Source organism: Aeromonas sp. D3, assembly GCF_027705025.1.
Taxonomy (GTDB): domain Bacteria; phylum Pseudomonadota; class Gammaproteobacteria; order Enterobacterales; family Aeromonadaceae; genus Aeromonas; species Aeromonas salmonicida.
Genome location: NZ_JAPDBE010000001.1, coordinates 89,984 through 111,684, shown reverse-complemented (window position 1 = coordinate 111,684; position 21,701 = coordinate 89,984). Strand labels below are relative to the sequence as shown.

26 protein-coding genes are annotated in these 21,701 nt (G+C 59.3%); 16 read left to right on the top strand and 10 right to left on the bottom strand.

Translation table 11 applies throughout. From position 1 onward, the window contains the following. Window positions 1–53 precede the first annotated feature (53 nt). Window positions 54–1,391, bottom strand: coding sequence for a murein DD-endopeptidase MepM (gene mepM / locus OKC28_RS00585; RefSeq protein ID WP_021139696.1), 1,338 nt, complete (start codon window positions 1,389–1,391; stop codon window positions 54–56). 260 nt (window positions 1,392–1,651) lie between these two features. Between mepM and OKC28_RS00580 the strand changes: the two genes are divergently transcribed. Both OKC28_RS00580 and OKC28_RS00575 read left to right on the top strand, forming a co-directional pair. Then, window positions 1,652–2,950: a LapD/MoxY N-terminal periplasmic domain-containing protein gene (locus OKC28_RS00580; RefSeq protein ID WP_021139697.1), complete on the top strand. Its 1,299-nt coding sequence runs from the start codon at window positions 1,652–1,654 to the stop codon at window positions 2,948–2,950. Further along, window positions 2,947–3,888 carry a TAXI family TRAP transporter solute-binding subunit gene (locus tag OKC28_RS00575; RefSeq protein WP_021139698.1) on the top strand — a complete coding sequence of 314 codons (942 nt, stop codon included), beginning with the start codon at window positions 2,947–2,949 and terminating at the stop codon, window positions 3,886–3,888. The genes OKC28_RS00580 and OKC28_RS00575 overlap by 4 nt, the downstream gene beginning before the upstream one ends. Here OKC28_RS00575 and OKC28_RS00570 read toward each other — a convergent pair. After that, entirely contained in the window at window positions 3,883–4,557 is a 675-nt protein-coding gene (locus OKC28_RS00570; protein ID WP_021139699.1) for a transglutaminase-like cysteine peptidase, read from the bottom strand. The two genes, OKC28_RS00575 and OKC28_RS00570, sit on opposite strands and share 6 nt — an antisense overlap. A 75-nt stretch (window positions 4,558–4,632) precedes the next feature. Then, window positions 4,633–5,568: a zinc ABC transporter substrate-binding protein ZnuA gene (znuA, locus tag OKC28_RS00565; protein ID WP_021139700.1), complete on the bottom strand. Its 936-nt coding sequence runs from the start codon at window positions 5,566–5,568 to the stop codon at window positions 4,633–4,635. Between the two features lie 94 nt (window positions 5,569–5,662). On the opposite strand from znuA, the gene znuC reads away from it, so the two are divergent. Both znuC and znuB read left to right on the top strand, forming a co-directional pair. After that, the gene (znuC, locus tag OKC28_RS00560) at window positions 5,663–6,427 is read left to right on the top strand and encodes a zinc ABC transporter ATP-binding protein ZnuC (RefSeq protein ID WP_021139701.1); all 765 of its coding nucleotides are present in this window, start codon (window positions 5,663–5,665) and stop codon (window positions 6,425–6,427) included. A 20-nt stretch (window positions 6,428–6,447) separates the two neighbouring features. After that, the gene (znuB, locus tag OKC28_RS00555) at window positions 6,448–7,227 is read left to right on the top strand and encodes a zinc ABC transporter permease subunit ZnuB (RefSeq protein ID WP_005313824.1); all 780 of its coding nucleotides are present in this window, start codon (window positions 6,448–6,450) and stop codon (window positions 7,225–7,227) included. Between the two features lie 108 nt (window positions 7,228–7,335). On the opposite strand, the gene OKC28_RS00550 is transcribed toward znuB, so the two are convergent. Continuing rightward, window positions 7,336–8,244, bottom strand: a complete 909-nt coding sequence (locus tag OKC28_RS00550; RefSeq protein WP_270686628.1) for a LysR substrate-binding domain-containing protein — start codon at window positions 8,242–8,244, stop codon at window positions 7,336–7,338. Window positions 8,245–8,335: 91 nt separating this feature from the next. Here OKC28_RS00550 and OKC28_RS00545 point away from each other — a divergent pair, with 91 nt between their 5' ends. Beyond that, window positions 8,336–9,193 (top strand): DMT family transporter, encoded by an 858-nt coding sequence (locus OKC28_RS00545; RefSeq protein WP_005313828.1) that lies wholly within the window; start codon window positions 8,336–8,338, stop codon window positions 9,191–9,193. A gap of 1 nt (window position 9,194) precedes the next feature. Here the strand turns inward: OKC28_RS00545 and OKC28_RS00540 are convergent, their stop codons facing one another. Next, window positions 9,195–9,776 (bottom strand): uracil-DNA glycosylase family protein, encoded by a 582-nt coding sequence (locus tag OKC28_RS00540; RefSeq protein WP_270686624.1) that lies wholly within the window; start codon window positions 9,774–9,776, stop codon window positions 9,195–9,197. A gap of 102 nt (window positions 9,777–9,878) precedes the next feature. Between OKC28_RS00540 and rarD the strand changes: the two genes are divergently transcribed. After that, window positions 9,879–10,781 (top strand): EamA family transporter RarD, encoded by a 903-nt coding sequence (gene rarD, locus OKC28_RS00535; protein WP_125596989.1) that lies wholly within the window; start codon window positions 9,879–9,881, stop codon window positions 10,779–10,781. Here rarD and OKC28_RS00530 read toward each other — a convergent pair. Further along, window positions 10,763–11,494, bottom strand: coding sequence for a substrate-binding periplasmic protein (locus tag OKC28_RS00530; RefSeq protein WP_270686621.1), 732 nt, complete (start codon window positions 11,492–11,494; stop codon window positions 10,763–10,765). The two genes, rarD and OKC28_RS00530, sit on opposite strands and share 19 nt — an antisense overlap. 43 nt (window positions 11,495–11,537) lie before the next feature. On the opposite strand from OKC28_RS00530, the gene OKC28_RS00525 reads away from it, so the two are divergent. After that, the gene (locus OKC28_RS00525; RefSeq protein ID WP_442865730.1) at window positions 11,538–11,936 is read left to right on the top strand and encodes a GIY-YIG nuclease family protein; all 399 of its coding nucleotides are present in this window, start codon (window positions 11,538–11,540) and stop codon (window positions 11,934–11,936) included. Window positions 11,937–11,945: 9 nt separating this feature from the next. On the opposite strand, the gene pspG is transcribed toward OKC28_RS00525, so the two are convergent. The 4 genes from pspG to OKC28_RS00505 all read right to left on the bottom strand — a co-directional run bounded on the left by pspG (window position 11,946) and on the right by OKC28_RS00505 (window position 14,021). Continuing rightward, window positions 11,946–12,164: an envelope stress response protein PspG gene (gene pspG / locus OKC28_RS00520; protein ID WP_005313840.1), complete on the bottom strand. Its 219-nt coding sequence runs from the start codon at window positions 12,162–12,164 to the stop codon at window positions 11,946–11,948. 46 nt (window positions 12,165–12,210) lie between these two features. Beyond that, window positions 12,211–12,417 (bottom strand): PspC domain-containing protein, encoded by a 207-nt coding sequence (locus tag OKC28_RS00515; protein ID WP_270686618.1) that lies wholly within the window; start codon window positions 12,415–12,417, stop codon window positions 12,211–12,213. Between the two features lie 2 nt (window positions 12,418–12,419). Further along, window positions 12,420–13,082: a phage shock protein PspA gene (pspA, locus tag OKC28_RS00510; protein ID WP_021139707.1), complete on the bottom strand. Its 663-nt coding sequence runs from the start codon at window positions 13,080–13,082 to the stop codon at window positions 12,420–12,422. Between the two features lie 210 nt (window positions 13,083–13,292). After that, entirely contained in the window at window positions 13,293–14,021 is a 729-nt protein-coding gene (locus tag OKC28_RS00505) for a 1-acylglycerol-3-phosphate O-acyltransferase (protein WP_270686616.1), read from the bottom strand. Between the two features lie 176 nt (window positions 14,022–14,197). Here OKC28_RS00505 and OKC28_RS00500 point away from each other — a divergent pair, with 176 nt between their 5' ends. The 9 genes from OKC28_RS00500 (at window position 14,198) to OKC28_RS00460 (ending at window position 21,567) form a co-directional block, all read left to right on the top strand. Beyond that, entirely contained in the window at window positions 14,198–14,575 is a 378-nt protein-coding gene (locus OKC28_RS00500) for a hypothetical protein (RefSeq protein ID WP_270686614.1), read from the top strand. Between the two features lie 50 nt (window positions 14,576–14,625). Beyond that, window positions 14,626–16,668 (top strand): protein-disulfide reductase DsbD family protein, encoded by a 2,043-nt coding sequence (locus OKC28_RS00495; protein ID WP_270686612.1) that lies wholly within the window; start codon window positions 14,626–14,628, stop codon window positions 16,666–16,668. Beyond that, the gene (locus OKC28_RS00490) at window positions 16,665–17,396 is read left to right on the top strand and encodes a DsbA family protein (RefSeq protein WP_059168846.1); all 732 of its coding nucleotides are present in this window, start codon (window positions 16,665–16,667) and stop codon (window positions 17,394–17,396) included. The genes OKC28_RS00495 and OKC28_RS00490 overlap by 4 nt, the downstream gene beginning before the upstream one ends. Before the next feature lie 2 nt (window positions 17,397–17,398). Then, window positions 17,399–17,923, top strand: coding sequence for a protein disulfide oxidoreductase (locus OKC28_RS00485; protein WP_270686609.1), 525 nt, complete (start codon window positions 17,399–17,401; stop codon window positions 17,921–17,923). A gap of 254 nt (window positions 17,924–18,177) precedes the next feature. Further along, window positions 18,178–18,462 carry a cold adaptation protein ActJcold adaptation protein ActJ gene (gene atcJ / locus OKC28_RS00480; RefSeq protein WP_005313867.1) on the top strand — a complete coding sequence of 95 codons (285 nt, stop codon included), beginning with the start codon at window positions 18,178–18,180 and terminating at the stop codon, window positions 18,460–18,462. A gap of 6 nt (window positions 18,463–18,468) precedes the next feature. Then, window positions 18,469–18,999 carry a cold adaptation protein AtcA gene (gene atcA / locus OKC28_RS00475; protein WP_103472164.1) on the top strand — a complete coding sequence of 177 codons (531 nt, stop codon included), beginning with the start codon at window positions 18,469–18,471 and terminating at the stop codon, window positions 18,997–18,999. 13 nt (window positions 19,000–19,012) lie between these two features. Next, the gene (gene atcB, locus OKC28_RS00470) at window positions 19,013–19,774 is read left to right on the top strand and encodes a cold adaptation protein AtcB (protein ID WP_270686604.1); all 762 of its coding nucleotides are present in this window, start codon (window positions 19,013–19,015) and stop codon (window positions 19,772–19,774) included. Window positions 19,775–19,785: 11 nt separating this feature from the next. Continuing rightward, entirely contained in the window at window positions 19,786–20,691 is a 906-nt protein-coding gene (atcC, locus tag OKC28_RS00465; protein ID WP_270686602.1) for a cold adaptation protein AtcC, read from the top strand. Between the two features lie 252 nt (window positions 20,692–20,943). Continuing rightward, window positions 20,944–21,567 (top strand): class I SAM-dependent methyltransferase, encoded by a 624-nt coding sequence (locus tag OKC28_RS00460; RefSeq protein ID WP_270686600.1) that lies wholly within the window; start codon window positions 20,944–20,946, stop codon window positions 21,565–21,567. The last annotated feature ends 134 nt before the right edge of the window (window positions 21,568–21,701 follow it).

Below are 21,701 nucleotides of genomic sequence, written 5' to 3'. Positions count from 1 at the left end.
GAAAAGGCCCCGCCAATGTGGCGGGGCCTTTTCTATTCGGCTGGAAACCGGCTTCAGCCTGCCTCCATCTCCTTGCGATAGCTCTTCACCTTGGCAAGGAACTGGCGCTTGGCCTTGCCGGAGAGCGGCTCCGCCATCGGCAACTTGACCTTCATGGCATCGACCGGGCGGTTGTTGATCCGCACCTCGTAGTGCAGGTGAGCACCGGTGGACCGGCCCGTGTTGCCGGAGAGCGCAATCTTGTCACCCATCTTCACCTTCTGGCCGGTTTTCACCAGCAGCTTGCTCAGGTGCAGATAACGGGTCATCAGGGTACGACCGTGCCTGATCACCACATAGGTACCGGCCAGTGGGTGGCTGGTCGCCTTGAGTACGACACCGTCACCGGTAGCCAATACAGGCGTGCCCACCGGCAAGGCAAAATCGGTGCCCTCGTGGGGGCGGACCTGGCCGGTGATGGGGTGACGGCGGTTCGGGTTGAAACTGGAGCTCACCCGATAGCGGCTGTGGGTCGGATAGCGGCGGAAGCCGCGCTCCAGGCTGTTGCCCTGGCCGTCATAGTAGTTGCCATCTTCCGACAACCAGGCCGAGACGCCCTTGCCCTGATTGAACACTTCGACGCCCAGCAGTTGGGTGTTGCCCGTGCTCTTGCCCTCGACCGTCTCCTGACGAACCAGCACCCTGAACTTGTCGCCCTTTTTCAAATCCTTGGCGAAATTCAGCCGCCACTGGAACAGGTTGGCAATCTTCTGGATATGGCTGGCCGGGATCCCGGCATTGCGGGCACTGACATAGAAACTGCCGTTGATGACACCGTCATAACTCTTCTGCTGCCACTCCACCTCTTCATTGAGCATGTTGGCGCTGTAAGTATCGTCAGTGCGCTCCAGGACCAGGGTCTGCTTGATGTTCAGACGAATCTTCATCTGTTGCAGTATGTTGTCCTGATCGATCAGCAACTCTATGGTCTGGCCAGGCTTGAGGCGGGCAAGGTTATTCTTGCTGTCCGCATCCAGCACCTTGTAGAGGGTGGTGGTAGAAAGTCCCAGATTGTTGAAGATGGTGGTCAGATTCTCACCACTGCGCACCCGATAATCCTGCCACTGGGGAGTGGCATCGGTCGGGATATCATCTTCCGGGGTCGCGGCTTCCACCAGCTCATGATCCGGGATGTCGTTAAAGTCCGTATTGTCTTCGTTGGTTGCTGTGCCATGGGTCGCAATCGGCAACTCAAGACGCAATGGCCGCTCCAGGATGTCACCTGGTGCCGGCAATATGGCTACCGCTGACAGCGTCATGGCCGTGAGCAGTAACATGGCATAAAAATGCTTGCGGGGAACCGGGGGTTCCCAATTGGCAGCCTGTGCTACCAAGGGACGGAGACGTTTCATCCGCTATCCTGTCATTAGATCCAATGGGTGTTAGTGGTCGGTCTGATTGTTATAAAACCGTATAAAACTGATTGTTTGACCTAAATACTCACAATAAGTTCATACCAATCTGCATGAACCTCACATTTTATGCATAACATTCCTTTATGGGCAGAAATGATCGTCTTTTTTAACTATTTTTTCCTATTTTTAAGAACCGGGTCCGATCGTGTTTGACCCAAGGTTTCATGATGTTGCGATAACTTTTCCATGGAGTGGATATGTCGTTAGCAAAACTGTTAAACCGAATCATCCTGATCCTGTTCGTTATCGGTGCCGCCCTGCTGTTCATGCTGGAAGTCACCACGGTACGTCAATCCATCCTCGACCAGATGTCAGCCAATCTTGAAACGGCCATCACGGCACTCGGGCTGGTACTGCAAGGTACCCTGCTCAACGATGACAAGGTGCTGGCAGAAACCATCGTCAATGCCATGTTTGACGGCGGTTTTGTCAGCTCGGTCACCCTGCTGGATCCTGACGGTCAGCCGCTGTTTCAGAAGGTCTTCCACACAGCGCAGCAGAACGTACCAAGCTGGCTCCCTTCTGTTATCGACATGCCGCCAGTCAACATTGAGCAGGAACTGACCGATGGCTGGCGCATGCTGGGCACCCTCACCCTGGAGGGACATACCGGCTACGCCTACCAGCATCTGTGGAATGCCATCAGCCGTACCGGACTGGCCCTGCTCGCTGGCTTGCTGGTATTCACCCTGGTGATCTCCTGGGTATGCAGACGCCTGCTTCGCCCCCTCGAGCAAATCAACCAGCAACTGGTCAGGATCCGCAAACGCCAGTTCAGCGGCAGCCTGGAATCCCCCTGGCTGCAGGACCTCAAGGAGCTGGTCATCTCGGTCAATCAGCTGGTCTCCGAGCGCAAGCGTGACCTGCTGCAACAAAGGCTCAAGGTCACCCAGCTTGGCAAGCAGCAGGCAGTGACAGCTGAACTTCCGCTGCAAGGGCTGATGGACGAAGAAGAGGGCATGCAGCAACAATATTTCTTCTCCACCCAGGGCAAGATCCGCCTCTACAGCCGCCTTGTCCCGACCATTCCTCCCTCCATCGACAGTTCACCGGACGAAATCAAAAGCCTGCTTGAGCACTGGCTATCCCATCCAGCGGAAGGGCTGCAACTGCCCCTCAGCCTGCTCAATCATGCCGACTGGACACAATTTGCGCCGCTACTGGCCAAAGCAAGGGGCAAGACACTCGACTGGCGCTGGGATCTGGCAAGCTTCCCGCCTCTCGGGGAGGAACGGCTCGCTACCTTGCAGGAGCAGGGCGTCGAGATGGCGTTTAGCGCCATTCCCATGACCAACGACACCTTCAACCAGCTCGACCCCATCAATCCCGTCTTCATCAGCTGCCAGCCGACCCAGGATCCCCTCTATTGGAATCTGGTCGCTCAATGCCTGCACAGTTCGGGCTACACCCTGCTGGCTGAAGCCAGCGAAATCCAGGATGTAAATACCCTGCGCGCCTGGGGTATCGATGGCTATGCCAGCAAGGAGGCATCATGAACAGAACCTGGTCGTTGCTCGCCCTGCTGTGGCCGCTGCCGCTGCTGGCCAACCCCGTTACCCTCGCCACCGGCGGTGAGCAGGGGATCTATCATCAGATTGCCAGGGAGTTCTGCCGACTGGCCAACAAGAGTGACCCCGAGCTGCAATGCAAGCCGCAGGCCACATCAGGTTCCATCGAGAACCTTCGCCAATTGCAGGCTGGCCAGACAAGCTACGCACTGGTGCAATCGGACTGGCTCTATCAGGCCAGCAAGGGGCTGGGTCCCTATGTCAGCCAGCCTCAACCCGAGCTGAGGGCCCTGTTTGCCACCCATGCAGAACCCTTCACCATAGTGGTGCGAGCCGATGGCGATATCACCAGCCTGGAGCAACTCAAGCTGGCTCCCATCGACATGGGGCTGAAGAGCTCGGGTACCCGCCAGACGGCGCTGGCGCTGTTCGACCTGCTGGGTGCAAAGGAGCAGGATCTCGATCTGAAGAGTGCAGGCAATCTGGTCGATGCACTCTGCAGCAAACAGATAGATGCCTATGGCCTGGTGATGGGCCACCCGAACCGGATCGTGCTCGATACCGCCAAGCGCTGCGCCATCCGCTTTCTGCCGATTGAGGGAACGCTGCGGGAGCAACTGATCAAGGGGGTCAAGTACTACCAGCGCAGTCAGGTGCCGGCTCGCATCTATCCCGGCAACCTGAAAGCGACCCCCACCTTTGCCATCGCGGCGACCCTGGTGACCAATGCCGCTACGCCAGAGGCCGATGTCTATCGCCTGACCAGGGCCATGCTGACCCAGCAGACCAACTTCAACGAACAAACCTATGGCTACGCCAACCTGTTTCACAAGGCGCGCAACAAGACAGGCCCGGTGCTGAGCATCGAACAGCACCCGGGTGCAGCCAAATATTTCGAGGAGCTGAAAACAGCGGGAAAACTATAACTGACGACGGGGAGAGCGCAGTTGCTCGCTGGAGAAACGGGTCTTCATCGATGTCCACTGCGCCAACCGGTCAGCACTGCCCGCCAGGGTTCCCTCACGGCGGGATTTCATGATCCAGATGCTCTTGGCGTCGAAGCTGTAAACAGGGATGAGATCGGTCCGCTGGCTACCGGGCAGGATCCGGCTGTTGATGTTGTCGAGCACCATAGGGTCAGACTTGGGAGTCGGGAAATAAAGCGTCACCATGTGAAACTGGTTGTATTTCACCGCCTTGACATAAGCCAGCCGCAGCTTTTTCTCATCCACCCCCAGCTCCATCAGGGTGTAGTACTTGGCAATGCTGTAATCCTCGCAATCCCCACCTCGGGCACCGATGAACTCCAGCGGATTGGCCCAATAATCCTCATCTCCCCACAGTCTGGGATCCTCGCTGTAGGTCAGGTTGTTGAAGTAGTTGTTCACCAGCTCTATTTTCTGCTGATCCGTAGTGCCAGCCCTCGGTGACAGCAAACGGGAGAACGCCTCGGCCCGCTGGATCGCCCTGCCACCATAGACCTCCTGCAATTTTGCCCGCAGTTCAGGGCTGGCAATATATTCGGAGAGGCGAGAGGCCTGCACGCTGGCGCAGAGCAACGCCAGCGTGCAGGTGGGAATGAGCAGCCATTTCATACGAGACACTCCATGTCAGATGATGAAGGTCAGTATAGTTGGCCACGGTTGCCCTATCGATCAACCCGCCCTGGCTCAGCGGCACTGGGCGAAGGCATCGGCCAGTTGCTGCATGAACTGCGGATAGCCATCCGGCCCGAGCGGAACCTGCTCACCCACCTCGTCCAACAGCAGCACCTTGGCACCGGTATTGCGGGCGACCGACTCGATCACTGCCGGCGAGAACTGCGGCTCGGCATAGATGCAACTCGCCTGTTTCTCCTGCAGCGCCTTGCGGATATCGACCAGCGTCTTGGCGCCAGGGCGACGCTCCGGGCTCACGGTAAAGTGCCCCTTGGAGCTCATGCCGTAGTGACGTTCCCAGTAACCATAGGCCTCGTGAAACACGAAATAGCCCTTCTGGCTCACCGCCTTCATCTGCCCGGCAATCAGCTTGTCCTTGGCATCCACCTTGCCCTTGAAGGTCAGCAGGTTGGCACGATAGCGCTCGGCATTGGCCGGATCCTGGGCGCTCAAGGTTTCGCTCAATGCGCTGGCGATGACCAGTGCCTGGGTCGGCCCCAGCCAGATATGCGGGTCGACCCCTTCATGATGATGCCCTTCGTGTCCGTCATGGTCTGCGTGATCATGGGCAGCATGGTCGTGCTCATCGGCATCATGATGGTGGCTGTCATGGCTCGCCTGAGTTGCGTAATTGAACAGCGGCATCCCTTCAACCTGGGTAAGGGTCAGCACGTGAGGATGCTTGGCCAGCGGCTTGGCCATGAAACCTTCCAGCTCTGGACCCACCCACACCACCAGATCGGCGCCGTTGATGCTGCGAATATCGGAGGGGCGCAGGGCAAAATCGTGGGGAGAGGCGCCGGTCGGCAACAGTACCTTGGGCTCGCTCACGCCATCGGTGATCGCGGCCGCTATAAAGCCGAGGGGCTTGATGGTGGTCAGCACCTCGAGGGCACGGACAGGCAGACTCACCGCCAGCAGGGCAGTGATCAGTGTAAGAATTCGCATAGAGATCTCGTCAGGAAGTGAGTGTGTGATAATATAACAAACCAATACTGCTGTTATATTATAACTCTCACAGGCTGTAAACCCCGGAGCTGTCATGACCCAACTGGTGGAGCTGAAAGAGGTCTGTCTTTCGTTCGACGGACGATCCGTGCTCGACAAGGTCTCCTTTACCCTGAATAAAGGCAAAATCACTACCCTGGTCGGCCCCAACGGGGCAGGCAAGAGCACATTGAGCAAGCTGGTGCTGGGCCTGCTCACCCCGGATTCCGGCGAGATCCATCGCAGTCGGGACCTCAGGGTCGGCTATGTCCCCCAGCGCCTCTATCTGGACCCTACCCTGCCGCTGACGGTGCGTCGCTTTCTGCAACTCGGCAAGAATGGCCGCCTCTCCATTGATGAGGCGCTGGATCGGGTCGGCGCGGGGGACCTGCTGGACAACCGGATGCAGAAACTCTCCGGCGGCGAAATGCAGCGGGTGCTGCTGGCTCGCGCCCTGCTGGTCAAACCCGAGCTGCTGGTGCTGGACGAGCCGGTTCAGGGCGTGGATATCACGGGCCAGATCGAGCTCTACGCCCTCATCAGCCAGCTGGCGGCCGAGCTCAACTGCGCCGTGCTGATGGTCTCCCACGACCTGCATCTGGTGATGGCAAGCACCCATGAGGTGATCTGTCTCAATCGTCACGTCTGCTGTCACGGTGAACCGGAAAGCGTGGCCCGCCATCCCGAATTTGCCCGCCTGTTCGGGCGCCCTGAACAGGAGGTGCTGGCGGTCTACACCCACCATCATCACTGCGACGGCGAGCATCATCATCACGAACCGCAGGCGCCCGTCATCCGCCTGCCGTCTCGCAATCAATAAGCGCAGCTAAGGACATTCAAGTGGACAGCTTTCTGTTATATGCCCTCGCGGCAGGTCTCGGCATCGCTCTGCTGGCCGGGCCTCTGGGCAGCTTTGTGGTGTGGCGCAAGATGGCCTATTTCGGCGACACCCTCTCCCACGCCTGCCTGTTTGGCATAGCGCTGGGGATACTGCTGCAGGTGGATCTCACCCTGGCCGTGGTGGTCTGCTGCCTCGCCATGGCCATGCTGCTGGTGATCATGAGCCGCAACCAGCAGGTGGCGACCGATACCCTGCTCGGTATCCTGGCCCACAGTGCCCTGTCGCTGGGCCTGGTCACCTTGAGTTTTATGGATAACGTGCGGGTGGATCTGATGGCCTATCTGTTCGGCGACCTGCTCTCGGTACAGCCGGTGGATCTGCTCTGGATCTACGGTGGCGGCGCCCTGGTGCTGCTGACCCTGTGGCGACTGTGGGATCCCCTGCTCTCCATGACCATCTCGGAAGAGCTGGCGCGGGTGGAAGGGGTCAGGGTCGATGTGCTGCGCTGCGTGCTGATGCTGCTGATTGGGCTGGTGATCGCCGTGGCGATGAAGTTTGTCGGGGCGTTGATCATCACCTCCCTGCTGATCATTCCCGCCGCCACCGCTCGCCGCTTCAGCCAGACGCCGGAGCAGATGGCCGGTTTTGCGGCGTTGATCGGCTGTCTGGCTGTGCTGGGCGGGCTCAGCCTCTCCTGGTATCAGGACACGCCTGCGGGCCCTTCCGTCGTGGTCTGTGCCACCAGCATGTTTATTCTGAGCCAGTTCAAGAAAGCCTGAGTCTCGGGTGGCCTGATGCTTGCCGTCAGGCCACTGCAAATCCCTCGGTGGCGTCTGTGCCGCCAGCCTGTGTATTCTGAGCCAGTTCAAACAAGCCCAACCTGAGCATCAGGGCTGGGCTTTTGTTTGCAAGGCCATGCTCTGGCGCGTCTCCATCATCAGCCATTGACGCAAGCGGCTGATGGCGGGCTCATGGGCCCGGGATCGCTTGCAGGTGAAATAGAAGGCATCCCCCGTCTCCAGCTGGTGTACCGGCAAGGCCACCAGCTGGGGATCATCCGGCCGCAACATGTAGTCGTTCACAAAGGCCACCCCCTGATCCCAGGCCGCCGCCTCCATCGCCAGCAACACATGACTGAAGTGGTGCATGCGCGCCTCCTCGGGAATGACCAGCTCACCCGCCTTGGCCCAGCGCTGCCAATCCTCTCCCCGCGCCTTGTAGATAGACTGTACCGAAAGGAGCGGCAGTTGCCAGATGGCCTGCGGCCACTCCCCTTCAACTTGCTGCAACAGCCGTCGGCTGCAAACCGGAAAGAGCCGCTCCCGATAGATGAGATCGTGGCAATAGCCACGACCATGGGGCGAGACAGTGATAAAGCAGTCTGCCACCCGATCGGAAAGCTCGGGATCTTCCGCCACCATCTCCAGGCTCAGATCCAGCTCGGGATAGAGCTGACGCAAGCCCGCCAGGCGCGGGATCAACCACTTCACCGCGAACGAACTGTAGACGGCAAGCCGGACTCGCATCTCGCCACCGCCGCGTAGTTGTTCGCTGCTCTGGGCGATCTGGCCGAGCCCGGCCGCTATGCCCTCAAAATACACCTCCCCTTGGGCTGTCAATGACAACAGCCGCCCCTGGCGCAGCAGCAGCCGCTCCCCCAGAAAATCCTCCAGCAATCGGATCTGATGGCTGACCGCACTCTGGCTGACGTTCAGCTCGAGGGCCGCGCGAGAAAAGCTGAGCAGGCGGGCGACCGCCTCGAAGTATTGAACGGCACGCAGGGGAGGCAGTTTCATTATCCAAAAATCTCATGGATGGTGATTTTTTATCATTTTACTGGATAACTGACCCCGCGCTACCCTGCCCTCATCTGACATGGGAGGTGGTATGAATGCAGTCGGGATCGGGATCCTCTATCTGGTGCTGGGCAATATGGTGGCGGTCTTTTCCGATGCGCTGGTCAAGGTGCTGGAGCCGAGCCAGCCCGTGTTCCAGTTTGTCTTCTTTCGCCAGCTCTCCGCCGCCCTCTTGCTGACTCCCTGGCTGCTCTGGTCATGGCGTCGCAATCCGCCGGTCGCCATCAAGTGGCATCTGCTGCGGGCCCATATCTGGGCGGTTGGCGTCTGCCTGATGGTTATCGCCCTCACCCGCTTGCCGCTCGCCACCGCCAATGCCCTCTTCTATGCGGCGCCTCTGATGATGGTACCGCTGGCAGTGTGGATGGCGGGGGAAGCCATCTCGCGCCAGAAGGTGCTGACCGCACTCATCGGTTTTATCGGAGTGCTGATCGTGCTGCGGCCGACCGAGGTGAACTGGGCCGCGCTGGCGGCACTCGGGGTGGCGCTCTCCATGGCGCTCAACAACTTGCTGATCAAGCGGATCCCGCTCAAGCAGCCCATCGCCCAGACACTGTTCTTCACCAACGTGCTGAGCATGCCTTTCATACTGGCGCTGGCGCTATGGGAAGGGGGCGACTGGCAGTGGCAGATGTGGTGGCCCGCCTTCGGCTCATCGGCGCTGATCATGGTCTATGCCGGCTTGTGCGTGGTGGCCTATCGCAAGGCGGAGGCGAGCAAGATCGCCTCGGCGGAATATACCGGCCTCTTGATGGCGGTTGCCATCGGGGTCTGGCTGTTTGACGAGCAGCCGGGTCTGCCGCTGCTGCTGGGATGCTTGTGCATCATAATCCCGCTGCTTGCCATGGCCCGCAGCAAGCCAAAACCCCTTGCAGAACCGGCGGCCTGAATCAAAGCAGCAAGGGGGCGACCCTTTGCTGCAAATGGGGGAGCACATCCTGCTCGAACCAGGGGTTCTTCCTGAGCCAGAAGGTATTGCGGGGAGACGGGTGCGGCAAAGGCAGCCAGGCGGGACCATAGTCGGCCCATTGTCTTACCGTCTCGGTCAGCGAACCTTTGCCAGCCTTGCCCAGATAGTACTGTTGGGAATACTGGCCGATGAGCAGGGTCAGCTCGATATTGGGCAGCAGCATCAATACCTTGTCGTGCCAGGTGGGCGCACATTCAGGACGAGGGGGCAGATCCCCCGACTTGCCCTTGCCGGGGTAGCAGAGCCCCATCGGCATGATGGCGATGCGGGACTCGTCGTAGAAGGTCGTTTTATCCACGCCGAGCCAGTGACGCAGCCGATCGCCAGAGGGGTCATCCCAGGGGATGCCACTGGCATGCACTCGGGTGCCGGGAGCCTGACCGATGATCAGCAGACGAGCAGGCTCTTTCCCGCGGATCACAGGGCGTGGGCCCAGCGGCAAATGAGCCTCGCACAACCGGCAGGCCCGGATCTGTTCAAACAGCGTATCGAGTCGGTTCATGGGCCCGATGGTAACAGAGTTTTCCCCCTGATCCTGCTTGTGAAAGATTCAACAGATACTTATCATGCGGCCACAAATGTTTAATTTAATAAACGAAAAACGATGAAAAACTGGATGGGCACCGGCAGCGCGGCCCTCTCATTCGCGCTGTGGGGCATGCTGCCCCTCTATTACCAGTTCATGCCCGAGGTCAACATGTGGGAGCTGCTTTCCCACCGTGTGCTCTGGTCTGTCGTTCTGCTGGCTGCGCTCTTTGCTCTCCTCGGCTATCAGGTGCCCTGGGCACGGCTTCGCAGTGAACCCCGCCAGCTGGGCCTCATACTGCTGGCGGGCCCTGTCATGTCCATCAGCTGGTGCATGTTCACCTGGTGTCTGACCACGGGTCAGGTGCTGGCCACCAGCCTCGCCTTCTTCATGACGCCGCTGTTCAATATCGTGTTCGCCGTCATCTTCCTCAAAGAGAAGCTCACAGTGCAAAAGCACCTGGCAGTCGCCCTGGCACTGGCCGGACTCGCCTACATGCTCTTCTCCTACGGTCAGCTGCCCTGGTTCTCCCTCATCATGGGGGCCAACTTCGCCTTCTATGGTCTGCTCAAAAAGAAAGTGCACTACGACGCCGGTGTCAGCCTCTACCTCGAAGCCCTGGTCCAGCTGCCGGTCGCCCTGCTGATCATCGGCGCTCTGACGCTCAACGGCGTGAGCCAGTTCATGGCCGGTGACTGGGCCGACCGACTGCTGCTGATGGGCAGCGCTCCCGCCACTCTGCTGCCGGTGGGGCTGTTCTGTTACGGCATGATGCGCACCCGCATGAGCACGGTTGGCCTGCTGCAATACATAGAACCCAGCCTCGCCTTCCTGCTCGCCATCCTCTGGTTTGGCGAGACGGCGGATCCGGTCAAATCGGTCGGGTTTGCCTTTGTCTGGGCGGGCCTGCTGGTGAGCCTGCTGCCGCTGCACCGCCTCAGGCGCGGCGGCAGCAATGATGCTCAGGGTCTGCTGCGATAGGATTCCAGAATGGCAAGCCACTTGGGATCCCTACCCATCTGCTCGGCAATGTCGTTCAGCCTGGTATGCAACTCGTGGCGGGATTTGGGCAACAAGAGGTGGCGGGTATAGCTGGATTGGGCAAAGGGCGAGACGAACAGCTTGCCCTCATAGGCATCATGGGTGAAAAAAGCGAGTGCCGAGCCCGGCACCAGCGTCACATCAATGCGGCCGCGTATCAGCAGGCTGAAATTGGTTCTGACCTTCTTGGCATCGTGGCGCACCAGATCGCCCCGGGCCACAGCATCATCGATGCCCTGATAGCGGTAGCCCTCTATGCCACCGAAGATCAGACCCTTGAGTGAATCCGGGCCACGATAGGTGACGGGTTTGGCCAGGCTGGAGATAAGCTCGTTGGTGTCGCGCATCATGGAAAAGGTCCACAGATAGTGCTCGCGCTGGGGATCCCCGACCCAGGCAGGATTGACCCAGCTCACCAGGCCGTCAAAGCCAGGATCCGACATCTCAAGCGCCAATCTGGCGCGATTCACCAGCCAGAGCTCAAGTCTGGGTTCTCCGCCAAGCTTTTCGTTGAGATACTTGACCAGATCCCGGCTCAGCCCGGTCGTCTCCCCCGTCACGAAAGGGGGATGCTGATGATAATCGTAGAGACGCAGCGTCTCTCCATGAGCCGACATCGACAACAGACACCACAACCAACACCAGACTCGCATCGCACCTCCTTGCGCTGCTTTGAGTTTGGCACAGACAGATCGAATGAGAAAACCCGTGATGGATGCCAAACCGACTCCCCCTCCCGCCCCCAGCCAGTGGTCCATCTATCTGGTTCGCACTGCGGCCGGCCTGCTCTATACGGGGATCAGCACAGACCCGATCAGGCGACTTCGCCAGCACCAGAGCGGCAAAGGCTCACGCGCCCTGCGCGGCAAGGGGCCATTGGTGCTGGTGTGGCAGCAGACAGTTGGTGACAAGGGTGCCGCGCTGCGGCTCGAGTATCGCCTCAAGCAGCAGAGCAAAGCCTTCAAGGAGCGCCTGGTGCAAGAGCCGGATGGCTGGGCCGACTGGAGTCAGCCCTGGCTGACGGTCGTCACGCCGCCCCTGGAAGCACCACAAAAAAAGGCCACTGCAAGCAGTGGCCAAGGAAGGATCCGATAACAGGGAGGGTTAACGGTAGGTATTGGATTGCTTGCGCCTGTTGCTGATGAACCAGCACACCACCAGCAGCACCAGCAACCAGGGCGCCAGCTTGATGATGAGAGCAAACATGCCGGCCAGGGCGCCGAACAGCACGAAGACACCGCTCACCACCAACATGGCCAGCACGGTGAACCCCGTCAGCGCCATGGCGACCAACACCAGCATCAAGACGATAAATTCCAGCATGTTCTGCTCCTCACAGGCTTCTCTTGCTGGCTGAATGACCCCGGGGTCAGTCCAGCCAACGCTTCAATTCACGACGGGGCGGCATGATCAGCACCGCCAGCAGATAGGCGGCCAGGGTCAGCGGCGGCATCAGGATCAGGGCGATCAGCGCCACTATCCGTACCGTCACCCTGGAGAGCCCCAGCCGGCTGGCAATGCCGGCGCAGACCCCGGTCAACTTGCGATGGGCACGGTCTTTCGGCCAGGGCGTCATGATTATGCCTCCACCTTCTGACCCTTCAGACGGGCCAGCTCGCGTTCAATCTCGTCATTGAGTTCCAGCTCGCGGAACTGGGCCTCCAGCGAGGGATTCTGCCCCAGGGTTGCCGCCTCCAGCTGGGCTTCCAGCTGATCGACCCGCCCCTGAAAACCGTCAAAGCGGGCCATCAGCTCATGCATGCGCTGATTGTCGACCTGAGCACGGGCACGGATGCGACTGTGGGCGGTCTGCTCCCGCAGGGTCAGCATCTTTTGCTTCTCGCGGGCCTCGCTCAGCTTGGCCGCCAGTCGCTCGCTGTCGGCGGTGAGCTGGGCCAGCACCTCGGCCACACGGGCCTTGTCCTGCTCCAGTTGCTCGCATTTTTTGACCTCAGCCAGCTTCTCTGTGAGAGCGGCACGGGCCAGATCCTCACGTCCCTTCTGGATGGCGAGCTCGGCCTTGGCCGACCACTCCAGGATCTGGTGTTGCAACGCCTGCTGGTGACGCTCCAGCTGTTTCTGCTCGGCGATGACGCGGGCGGCCTGGGTTCTCATCTCGACCTGCACCTGCTCCATCTCTTCGATCATCAACCGCAGCATCTTCTCCGGCTCTTCACTCTTGTCGAGCAGGCTGTGCAGGTTGGCATTGATCACGTCGGTCAGGCGGCTGAATACGCTCATGGTCTGGCTCCTTGTTCATTGGGATGGCTATCTCTTCCCATAGCATTACAAGAGCCATGCCAAAATAATTTATTGTTGTTTTACATATAGATATGGATTTCATACTGAGATTCAAGGCGAGAAGATTGGTAAAAATAACCAATAAAGTGGTGATTTTAACCAACAAAAAAGGGAGCCAGCGGCTCCCTCTATGTCCTCTTCCGTTCAGATTCAGACGGCCTGATGACGACCCAGCTTGCTGTCCAGTTCGACCAGCTTGCTTTCCATCGCTACACGGCAGGTATCGGACAGATCACGAATGCCGGCGGCGCCGTGCTCCTTGCTGCACAGCGGAGTCATCACCTCGACCAGCACTTCACCATTGTCCCAGCGGTTCAGGTCAACCTGACCGAAGTAGCTGGAGCAGACGATGGGCACCACGGGCACCTCGGCCTGCACGGCGGTGTGGAAGGCGCCTGCCTTGAACGGCAACAGGCCACGGCCCTTGGAACGAGTGCCTTCAGGGAACATCCAGATGGAGGTACCGTGATGCTTGATGCGATCCACCACCTGGCCTATGGTGCCGATGGCACGAGAGCGGTTGGAGCGGTCGATGAGCACGTTGCCTGAGAGCCAGAAGATAAGACCGAAGAAGGGCAGCCACAGCAGACTCTTCTTGCCTACCGCCACCACGCCCGGCATGACGGCACCGGTCACGGTGAAGATGTCGAAGTTGCTCTGGTGGTTGCAGACGTAAACCGCCGGGCCGAGCGACTTGATCTCGTCCGGTATGGTTACCTTGACCTTGAGCCCGAGCAGCGGGCAAACCGCATGGTACATGCGGGCGAATACAAAGACGTTGTTGGGATGACGTGGACGCACCAGACAGAGCAACAGACCGAACACGAACCAGAAGACGAGCAGCAGGGTTAGCAGCAGCACACGGGCAAGTTTGAGCATCGAACACCTCGAATTTTAACTCGGCGCAGTATACTGATCCCCCTTTTAGCGAACAAGTGTTCGCCAAATAGATCTGACCACCCTGCATCGCACATATGGTCGTATCGAATCCTGCTGACTTGCCCCTGCCATTATTGATCGATAGGATATGCACCATTCAACAGGGTAGGGCGAGCATGATTTTGCGACAACGCGTGGCGACAAGACTCCTGCTGCTGGTCTGCATTCTGGTGCTCAACTGTGCGGCCCAGCCGCTGGCACGGCTGGCTCAGCTCGATCAGGCCCTGAGTTGCCAGATACTGCCTGTCCCATCTTCCGGCGCCGAAGCCGACGATGCCCAAACCGCAACACCGCAGCCGAGCAGTTGCCAGCTCAACGGCAAGTGGCTCAGTGCCGCCACCCTGCTCTGCGTCGAACAGATCTTCTTTGCCATCGCCTTCGTGATTGCCCTGCTGGCGCCGCTGTCGCGCCGCGCCCCCGCCTTGCCCCCACCCAGAAACATATCTCCGCCTGAACGGCGACTTCATCTTACTCTCTGTGTCTGGCGAGAATGAGTTAGCCGCGGTTTACACCACCCTAACTTTCATTTTCAAGAGACAAAAAAATGTCAAACATCATCAAGACCGCCCTGTTGATGGGCGGCCTGCTGTGGCAATCCATGGGATTGGCCAGCGATACCGGCTGGCTTGCCAGCCCCCAGAACGATCACGCCAAAGTGCGGCTGCAAGCGGATACCCGAGATCCCGCCCAAACTCGCGTGCTGCTCAGCCTGGAGCTCGAGTCCGGCTGGAAGACCTATTGGCAGAACCCGGGGGAAGGTGGCATTGCCCCTGAAATCTTCTGGGATGCCCCTCAAGCCACCCAGCAGTGGCACTGGCCCGTGCCGGAGCGATTTGACGTCAGTGGTATCTCGACCCAGGGCTATCAGAAGACCGTCAGCCTCCCCATCACGCTTGCTCACAGCAGCAGCGATGCGCTGACTGGCACCCTGCGCCTTTCGACTTGCAGCAATGTCTGCATTCTGACCGACTACCCTTTTACCCTTGCGCTCGATGGCACCACGCCGGAAGGGTTCGACTTTGCCTACGCCCAGGCGATGAGCAAGCTGCCACAAACCCTGCCGGATACCGTCATCCTCAAAGCGGGTTATCAGCAAAACCAGCTGCAGCTGACCGCCGACAACCCGCAAGGCTGGCAGGATCCCCAGATTTTCCTCCAGAAGCTGGAGGGCGCCGAATTTGGCAAACCCGAGCTGGAGGTGCAAGGCAACACCCTGATCGCCCGCATTCCGGTCAGCGATGGCTGGCAGGGCGATGCGCCCGACATCCGTAGCCAGCAACTCGGTTTTGTACTGGCCAACGGTGAACAGGCCTGGCAGAGCGAGTTCCACATAGGTGACCCGCTGACCCTGCCCCAGAGCGCTCACGCCCTTGTCTGGTTGCTGGGCGCCGCCCTGCTGGGTGGCCTTATCCTCAATCTGATGCCCTGCGTGCTGCCGGTGCTGGCGCTCAAGCTGGGATCGGTGTTGCAACTGGAAACCCGCGAGCGCCGTCCGGTTCGCCTGCAATTCCTGGCGGCCAGTGCCGGCATCCTGGTCTCTTTCTGGGCGCTGGCACTCATGAGCACACTGTTGCGCGCCAGCCAGGGGGCCGTCGGCTGGGGCATCCAGTTCCAGAGCGTCTGGTTTATCGGCTTTATGGTGGTGGTGACGGCGCTGTTCTGTGCCAACCTGCTGGGGCTGTTCGAGCTAAGGCTGCCAAGCAACCTCAATACCCGTCTCGCCACCACGGGTGGCAACAGCCTGGGCGGTCACTTTCTGCAGGGGTGCTTCGCTACCCTGCTGGCCACCCCCTGCTCGGCGCCCTTCCTCGGCACCGCAGTCGCCTTTGCGCTCGGAGCACCGCTGGGTCAACTCTGGCTCATCTTCACCGCGCTTGGCCTTGGCATGAGCCTGCCCTGGCTGCTGATCGCCGCCTTCCCCCGTCTCGCACTCTGGCTGCCGAAGCCGGGCCGCTGGATGGGCCGCCTGCGCATTCTGCTCGGTCTGATGATGCTGGGCTCCAGCCTCTGGCTGCTCAGCCTGCTCGGCAACCATATCGGTCAGTTCTGGATGCTGATCCTGATGGCGCTGATGCTGGCTGCCCTGCTGCTAGCCGTGGTGTGGCGTCACGGTATTCGGGGTGTGACCCTGGGACTGGCCCTCACCTGTCTACTGGGTGGAGCCCTGCTGCTGGGCGGCGCCTTTACGATGGAAGGAAAACCCCAGCGAGATACCGTCAACTGGCAGCCGCTCTCTGAGCAAGCGATTGCGGATGCTCTGGCGCAGAACAAGCGGGTTTTTGTCGATGTCACCGCCGACTGGTGCATTACCTGTAAAGCCAACAAATTCAACGTGCTGCTGCGAGATGATGTGCAAAAAGCGCTGAGCGCCCCCGATGTGGTGGCCCTGCGCGGGGACTGGAGCCGTCCCTCCGCCAGCATCGCTGATTTCTTGCGCCAGCGCGTCAGCGTGGCCATTCCCTTCAACCAGATTTATGGGCCGGGCCTGCAGGGTGGCGAGATCCTTTCCCCCCTGCTGGACCGACCGACTCTGCTTGGCACCCTGAAGCAAGCAGCCATAGCCCCCTCTCAAGGAGACACCAAATGAAATCGACCCTGCTCACCCTGACCCTGCTGGGCACCCTGCTGACCCCGGCCCTGCACGCAGCCCCCTTCACCCCGGAGCAGGAGTCCCGCATCAAGGAGCTGATCCGCGAGACTCTGGTGGCCAACCCCAAGATCCTCGATGAGGTGGCCGATGCTTGGGAGAAACAGAACGCGGCGGATCAGGCCAGCCAGCTTGGCAACTTCATCAAGGGCAACCAGGATGTGCTGTTCAACAGCGCTACCAGCCCGCGCCTGGGCGCCAAAAACCCCAAGCTGACCCTGGTGTCGTTCACCGACTACAACTGCCCCTTCTGCAAACAGTTCGATCCCCATCTGGCCAGGCTGCTGAAGGCCTACCCAAATGATGTCGGGCTGGTGATCAAGCTGTTGCCGTTCAAGGGGCAGACCTCTGCCAAGGCGGCCCAATACAGCCTGACCCTGTGGCAGCAGGATCCCGCCCGCTTCCTCGCCCTGCACGACAAGCTGATGAGCAAGCAGGGCATGCTGACCGAGGCGGATATCAACAAGGCGCTGGCGGCCACCGGCAACACTGCACTCAAACCCGAAGCCAGGGCCACCGAGGAGCTGCGCAACAGCCTTCGCATCGGCACGCTGCTGGGAGTGCAAGGGACACCGGCCACATTGATCGGCAACCAGCTGGTGTCGGGCGCCATCCCCTACGAAGAGCTTGAGCAAATCGTGAAAGCCGAACTGGCCAGGAAGGGGTAACCATGGAAGCCAAACCATCCCTCCCCCATCGCCTGCGACGCTGGGGCAAAGAGGCACTCTGGCTGCTGCTGTTTGGCGTGGTCATTTCGATGGCGCTGGACTTCTGGCGCAGCCCGGCGCTGCCAGAAGGCAGCCCTCTGCCCACCCTCACCCTGCAAGATGGCACCACCGCCGACCTGCAGGCCATGAGCCGGGACAAGCCGCTGCTGGTCTACTACTGGGCCAGCTGGTGCGCCGTCTGCCGCTTCACCACACCGACGGTGGAGCAGCTCTGGCAGAACGGTGAAAACGTGCTGACGGTGGCACTGCGCTCAGGCAACACGCAGCAATTGAGCAAGGGGATGGGCAAAAAGGGGCTGACTTTCCCGACCCATAACGATGAGCGAGGGGACCTTGCCGCCCGCTGGCAGGTGAGCGTCACCCCCAGCTTCCTCATCGTCAAGGACGGCAAGGTGGTGAGTACCACCACAGGCTGGAGTTCGGGTCTGGGGCTGAAGCTGCGCCTGGCCTGGGCCAGCCTTCAGTAACCTCTGTGACAACGCCCGGCCTGCCGGGCGTTTTTTCAACCGCCATCACACATGCCCCACCCTCTTCTTGCCAAAATGGCAGCGATTGGAGCTTTTCTCGCATTAGCAACTTGCTTGCCATATCGCCTCCTATTCATAGCGGAGCTGGCCTGTTTCCGTTAAAATGACGGGTTTTTGCCGTGCCTGGTTTCTCAAGCTCAACCATCAGGCGCCCGCATTGTGAATTCCAAGATGCCAGTGATGCAGGATCTGCCATGAACAACTACTTTCGGGTACTGGGCGTCAAGTCCAATGCCAGCGAAAACGACATCAAAAAAGCCTATCGACGGCTGTCGAACCAGTACCACCCAGACAAGCTGTTGGGGGCGAGCGAAGAAGAGCGAGAGCTGGCAGCCATCAAGCTGCACCAGGTAAAGCAGGCCTATGAAGTGCTGTCAGACCCGAAACAGCGGGCCGCTTTCATCAAGGATTTCAACAACGTCATCGTGACCGATCCCGCTTCTGCCATGCAGGAGATGTGGGACCAATTCTACCCCTGAGGCGCTATGCAGAAAAAATGGGACCAGGCGCGGATCAAAGCGCTGATGAGTGATGCCAGCGAGAACATCGAATCCTACCGGGATCAGGACCAGCCCAAGGCACTTGAGCAGTTCACCGGCAAGATGAAGACACTGCTGCTGGCCGACATGAGCATGCTGGAGTTCATGCCCGAGTACCTGCCGCTGGCCCTCTATGGCCGGGTGCAGTTCCCGGCCAAGGCCAAGCCCGAGTGGATCAAGTGGCTCGGCAGCGGCGTACAACCCTCATGGGACGAGTTCAAGGTGTCGGTGGCGTTCAACAATGCCGACCTGCCGCTGGTAAAAGCGGTACGGGCCCAGAGCGAAGATCAGCTGATCGAAGCCTGCGCCGTGCTGTTCCAGCTCGACAACCCGCTGCCGCGCGGTGGCCGCCGTGCCGATGACGACTACGAGCTGCGTGACGACGAAGATGAAGACGGGGAAAACGCTGACGCCGACTACAACGGTGATGGTGACGACGACGGCGATCAAGACATGTACGACGAAGTACGTTTCTAACTTGAGGCAAAGCATGCACAGTCTGATAGAAATTACCGCCATCGAGATCAAAGAGCTGGCCGTGATAGAGCCGAAACAGGCCAGCGAAAAGTTCGAACTGATCGCCAAGACAATGTCCGACGACCAGTTGGCCGAAGTCATTGAACAGATTGATATCGTCACCCTGACCCAGATCAACGGCCAGCATGACATGTCGTTCCCGTCCATCATCTCCGAGCTGATGACCCCGGAGCGGATCCGCGACATCGTCTGCCAGCAGCCCCTCTACTGGGAAGAGGCGATCAAGAACAACGCCGAAGAGCTGCAGCAGCACACCTTCGACTTCCTCAACTACCTGATCCGCACCCAGGACAGCGACGCCAAGCAAGCGGAGATCCTGGAGTGCATCGCCGAGGATCCGGCCGGTCTCTTCTACCTCGCCATCCCCTTCATCGAGTTCTATCGCGGTGAGCGCTTCGACGATGACGAGGGCTTCCACGACACGCTGCACGCCGAAGAGGAAGATCTGGAAGAGGCACTCTCCTACAGCGACCGCCAGCAGAGCGAAAATGCCCACGACTACCCGCTGGATGACCCGCGCAGCCTCTTGATGCTGATCCGCGAGCTGACCCCCGAGGTGGAGAAAGCCATCAAGGCACTGCTGCGCAATGAGCACTCCAGCTGGGAGGGGATCATCAGCAAGTTCGCCAGCGAGCTGGTGATGCAGGCCAAAGAGAAGAACGACGCCTCCGACGAGTACGCCGAAGTCGACGACATGTTCAGCTTCCTGGATTGAGGAGCCCCGTCATGCAACTAGCCATACGCGATGTCAATCAGGGCCCCTTTCTCACCCAGGTCCTGCGCTTTGGCCGCGAGAGCGAACACTTGAGCGATCAACAGCTTGGCCAGATCAAGGGCAAGGCGGTGCTGATGAGCCTGAAGTTCGCCGACAAGTACTACAACAAGTACAAGATGCACCTGCTGGAACAGGCCGCTCATGACGTCATCGGCGTGGTCAGCCTGGGGCTGCTGGAGCTGTCGCAACGGGATACCGCCAAGGCACTTGCCCTGCTGCAGGCGCCGGAGGGGCCCATCAAGCCGTTCCAGAAGGGCTGGTCCATGCTGATCTCGGTCAGCGCCAAGCAGCCCGGTGGCAACAGCCTCTATGGCGACGTGGATGCGCGGCTCTTGGACAAGATCTCCAGCCCGCCGGACGTGGAAGAGTGGCAAGGCTGGCAGGAGTACGAGAAGGCGCTGGTGGAGCACAACAAGGCCCGCCTGATGAGCCTGATCGATCAGCACTTCTTCGCCTGCGAGAACGACCACCCCACCATGGAAGACAAGCTGGCCGAGGCCCTGCTCTATCGCATCCTCTGCGGTCAGGGCAGCGGCGCGGCCCCCTTGAAGGTGAAGCAGGATCTCAAACGCCGTCTGGCACGAGACATAGTGCTGCAGGAAGCCTGGTACGACACCGACTATCTGGCCGCCCAGCTGGAACTGCTGCTGGCGGAGCTGCCGAGCGAGCTGATCGCCGGTCTGCGTCAGGAGCTCAGCAAGGGGTTTGTCGCCAACCTGCTGCATACCCTGGGCTTTGTGCGCCAGTACCAGCAGCTGCAACAGGAGAACGCCTCGCCGGAGAAGCTCGACAACGTCGAGATGCGCGCCGGTCTTAAGCACCCTCTGCTCGGCTGGCCGCTCTACCACGACTTCTAAGCTCAAGCCCGTCTGTCTCCCAGGATCCCTGGGATGATGGTGAGGACCCATCCCCACAACGCCCGGCTTGCTAGGCGTTGTGGGCCCCAGCAACGCCCACATTGCAATACAGTCTTGTTTTTATTACTGAAAACAACACTACTCACTCACAGAAAAAACTCAAATAGTCCCCCTTCATGTGCATGACCAGAGGAATAGCGTACACTGCCGCATCGCCGGGCCAATCCGGAGACGAGACAAGGGAATGGTGAAATGCTGGAAAATCTTATCAGTCTAATCCCGCAAGACAAACTGGATGGCGGTGGCCGTTGTGGTCATAAAAAGGGTCTGGTGATGATGTCCCTTATCCAAGTTGAAGGGCTTAAGAATTGTATCGAGATAGGTGTCTGGCGCGGTGCAAGCCTAATGTACATCGTTGAAGGTGCGATGAAAATTAATGGCCGTGTTACCGCCATCGATCCATACAACTACGAACTGATCTGGAATGAATTACCGGATGAACACGTATTGGAGGCTCTGAAGAAAATCATCCCAGGGCAGCACACCTTGGATGAAATCCATGATGGGCTGGTCGACATCATCAACAGCAATGGGCTTGAACAGTATGCACAAGTCATTCGGGCTTGCTCAAAAGATGTCTACGAGAATTTCACAGCTCAAAGCGTCGATTTTATCCATATTGATGGCAACCACGACTATTCCTGCGTGACCAGTGACATCCATCTTTATTTGCCAAAAGTGAAAGTTGGTGGAGTGATTATCATGGATGACACGGATTGGTATGGCGTTCAAGACGCTATCAATGACCATCTTGCTCCCTATGTGGAAACAATTTGTATTGAAGAAAATTGGGCAGCATATCGCAAGATAAAGTGAGCTTTGCCTTGCCACAATAAAGGCCCACTTTAAATACCATTAGAAATCTGGCCATCCATCAGAGATCACGGCAGATACTGTGATTTCTGACCGTGGCCAACAATAGGCTCTTCTGTTTTCCTTTGAGGGGCTCA

Coding starts and splice junctions, on each gene's coding strand:
- mepM (WP_021139696.1), bottom strand. CDS start 1,391: ATGAAACGTCTCCGTCCCTTGGTAGCACAGGCTGCCAATTGGGAACCC.
- OKC28_RS00580 (WP_021139697.1), top strand. CDS start 1,652: ATGTCGTTAGCAAAACTGTTAAACCGAATCATCCTGATCCTGTTCGTT.
- OKC28_RS00575 (WP_021139698.1), top strand. CDS start 2,947: ATGAACAGAACCTGGTCGTTGCTCGCCCTGCTGTGGCCGCTGCCGCTG.
- OKC28_RS00570 (WP_021139699.1), bottom strand. CDS start 4,557: ATGAAATGGCTGCTCATTCCCACCTGCACGCTGGCGTTGCTCTGCGCC.
- znuA (WP_021139700.1), bottom strand. CDS start 5,568: ATGCGAATTCTTACACTGATCACTGCCCTGCTGGCGGTGAGTCTGCCT.
- znuC (WP_021139701.1), top strand. CDS start 5,663: ATGACCCAACTGGTGGAGCTGAAAGAGGTCTGTCTTTCGTTCGACGGA.
- OKC28_RS00550 (WP_270686628.1), bottom strand. CDS start 8,244: ATGAAACTGCCTCCCCTGCGTGCCGTTCAATACTTCGAGGCGGTCGCC.
- OKC28_RS00545 (WP_005313828.1), top strand. CDS start 8,336: ATGAATGCAGTCGGGATCGGGATCCTCTATCTGGTGCTGGGCAATATG.
- OKC28_RS00540 (WP_270686624.1), bottom strand. CDS start 9,776: ATGAACCGACTCGATACGCTGTTTGAACAGATCCGGGCCTGCCGGTTG.
- rarD (WP_125596989.1), top strand. CDS start 9,879: ATGAAAAACTGGATGGGCACCGGCAGCGCGGCCCTCTCATTCGCGCTG.
- OKC28_RS00530 (WP_270686621.1), bottom strand. CDS start 11,494: ATGCGAGTCTGGTGTTGGTTGTGGTGTCTGTTGTCGATGTCGGCTCAT.
- OKC28_RS00525 (WP_442865730.1), top strand. CDS start 11,538: ATGAGAAAACCCGTGATGGATGCCAAACCGACTCCCCCTCCCGCCCCC.
- pspG (WP_005313840.1), bottom strand. CDS start 12,164: ATGCTGGAATTTATCGTCTTGATGCTGGTGTTGGTCGCCATGGCGCTG.
- OKC28_RS00515 (WP_270686618.1), bottom strand. CDS start 12,417: ATGACGCCCTGGCCGAAAGACCGTGCCCATCGCAAGTTGACCGGGGTC.
- pspA (WP_021139707.1), bottom strand. CDS start 13,082: ATGAGCGTATTCAGCCGCCTGACCGACGTGATCAATGCCAACCTGCAC.
- OKC28_RS00505 (WP_270686616.1), bottom strand. CDS start 14,021: ATGCTCAAACTTGCCCGTGTGCTGCTGCTAACCCTGCTGCTCGTCTTC.
- OKC28_RS00500 (WP_270686614.1), top strand. CDS start 14,198: ATGATTTTGCGACAACGCGTGGCGACAAGACTCCTGCTGCTGGTCTGC.
- OKC28_RS00495 (WP_270686612.1), top strand. CDS start 14,626: ATGTCAAACATCATCAAGACCGCCCTGTTGATGGGCGGCCTGCTGTGG.
- OKC28_RS00490 (WP_059168846.1), top strand. CDS start 16,665: ATGAAATCGACCCTGCTCACCCTGACCCTGCTGGGCACCCTGCTGACC.
- OKC28_RS00485 (WP_270686609.1), top strand. CDS start 17,399: ATGGAAGCCAAACCATCCCTCCCCCATCGCCTGCGACGCTGGGGCAAA.
- atcJ (WP_005313867.1), top strand. CDS start 18,178: ATGAACAACTACTTTCGGGTACTGGGCGTCAAGTCCAATGCCAGCGAA.
- atcA (WP_103472164.1), top strand. CDS start 18,469: ATGCAGAAAAAATGGGACCAGGCGCGGATCAAAGCGCTGATGAGTGAT.
- atcB (WP_270686604.1), top strand. CDS start 19,013: ATGCACAGTCTGATAGAAATTACCGCCATCGAGATCAAAGAGCTGGCC.
- atcC (WP_270686602.1), top strand. CDS start 19,786: ATGCAACTAGCCATACGCGATGTCAATCAGGGCCCCTTTCTCACCCAG.
- OKC28_RS00460 (WP_270686600.1), top strand. CDS start 20,944: ATGCTGGAAAATCTTATCAGTCTAATCCCGCAAGACAAACTGGATGGC.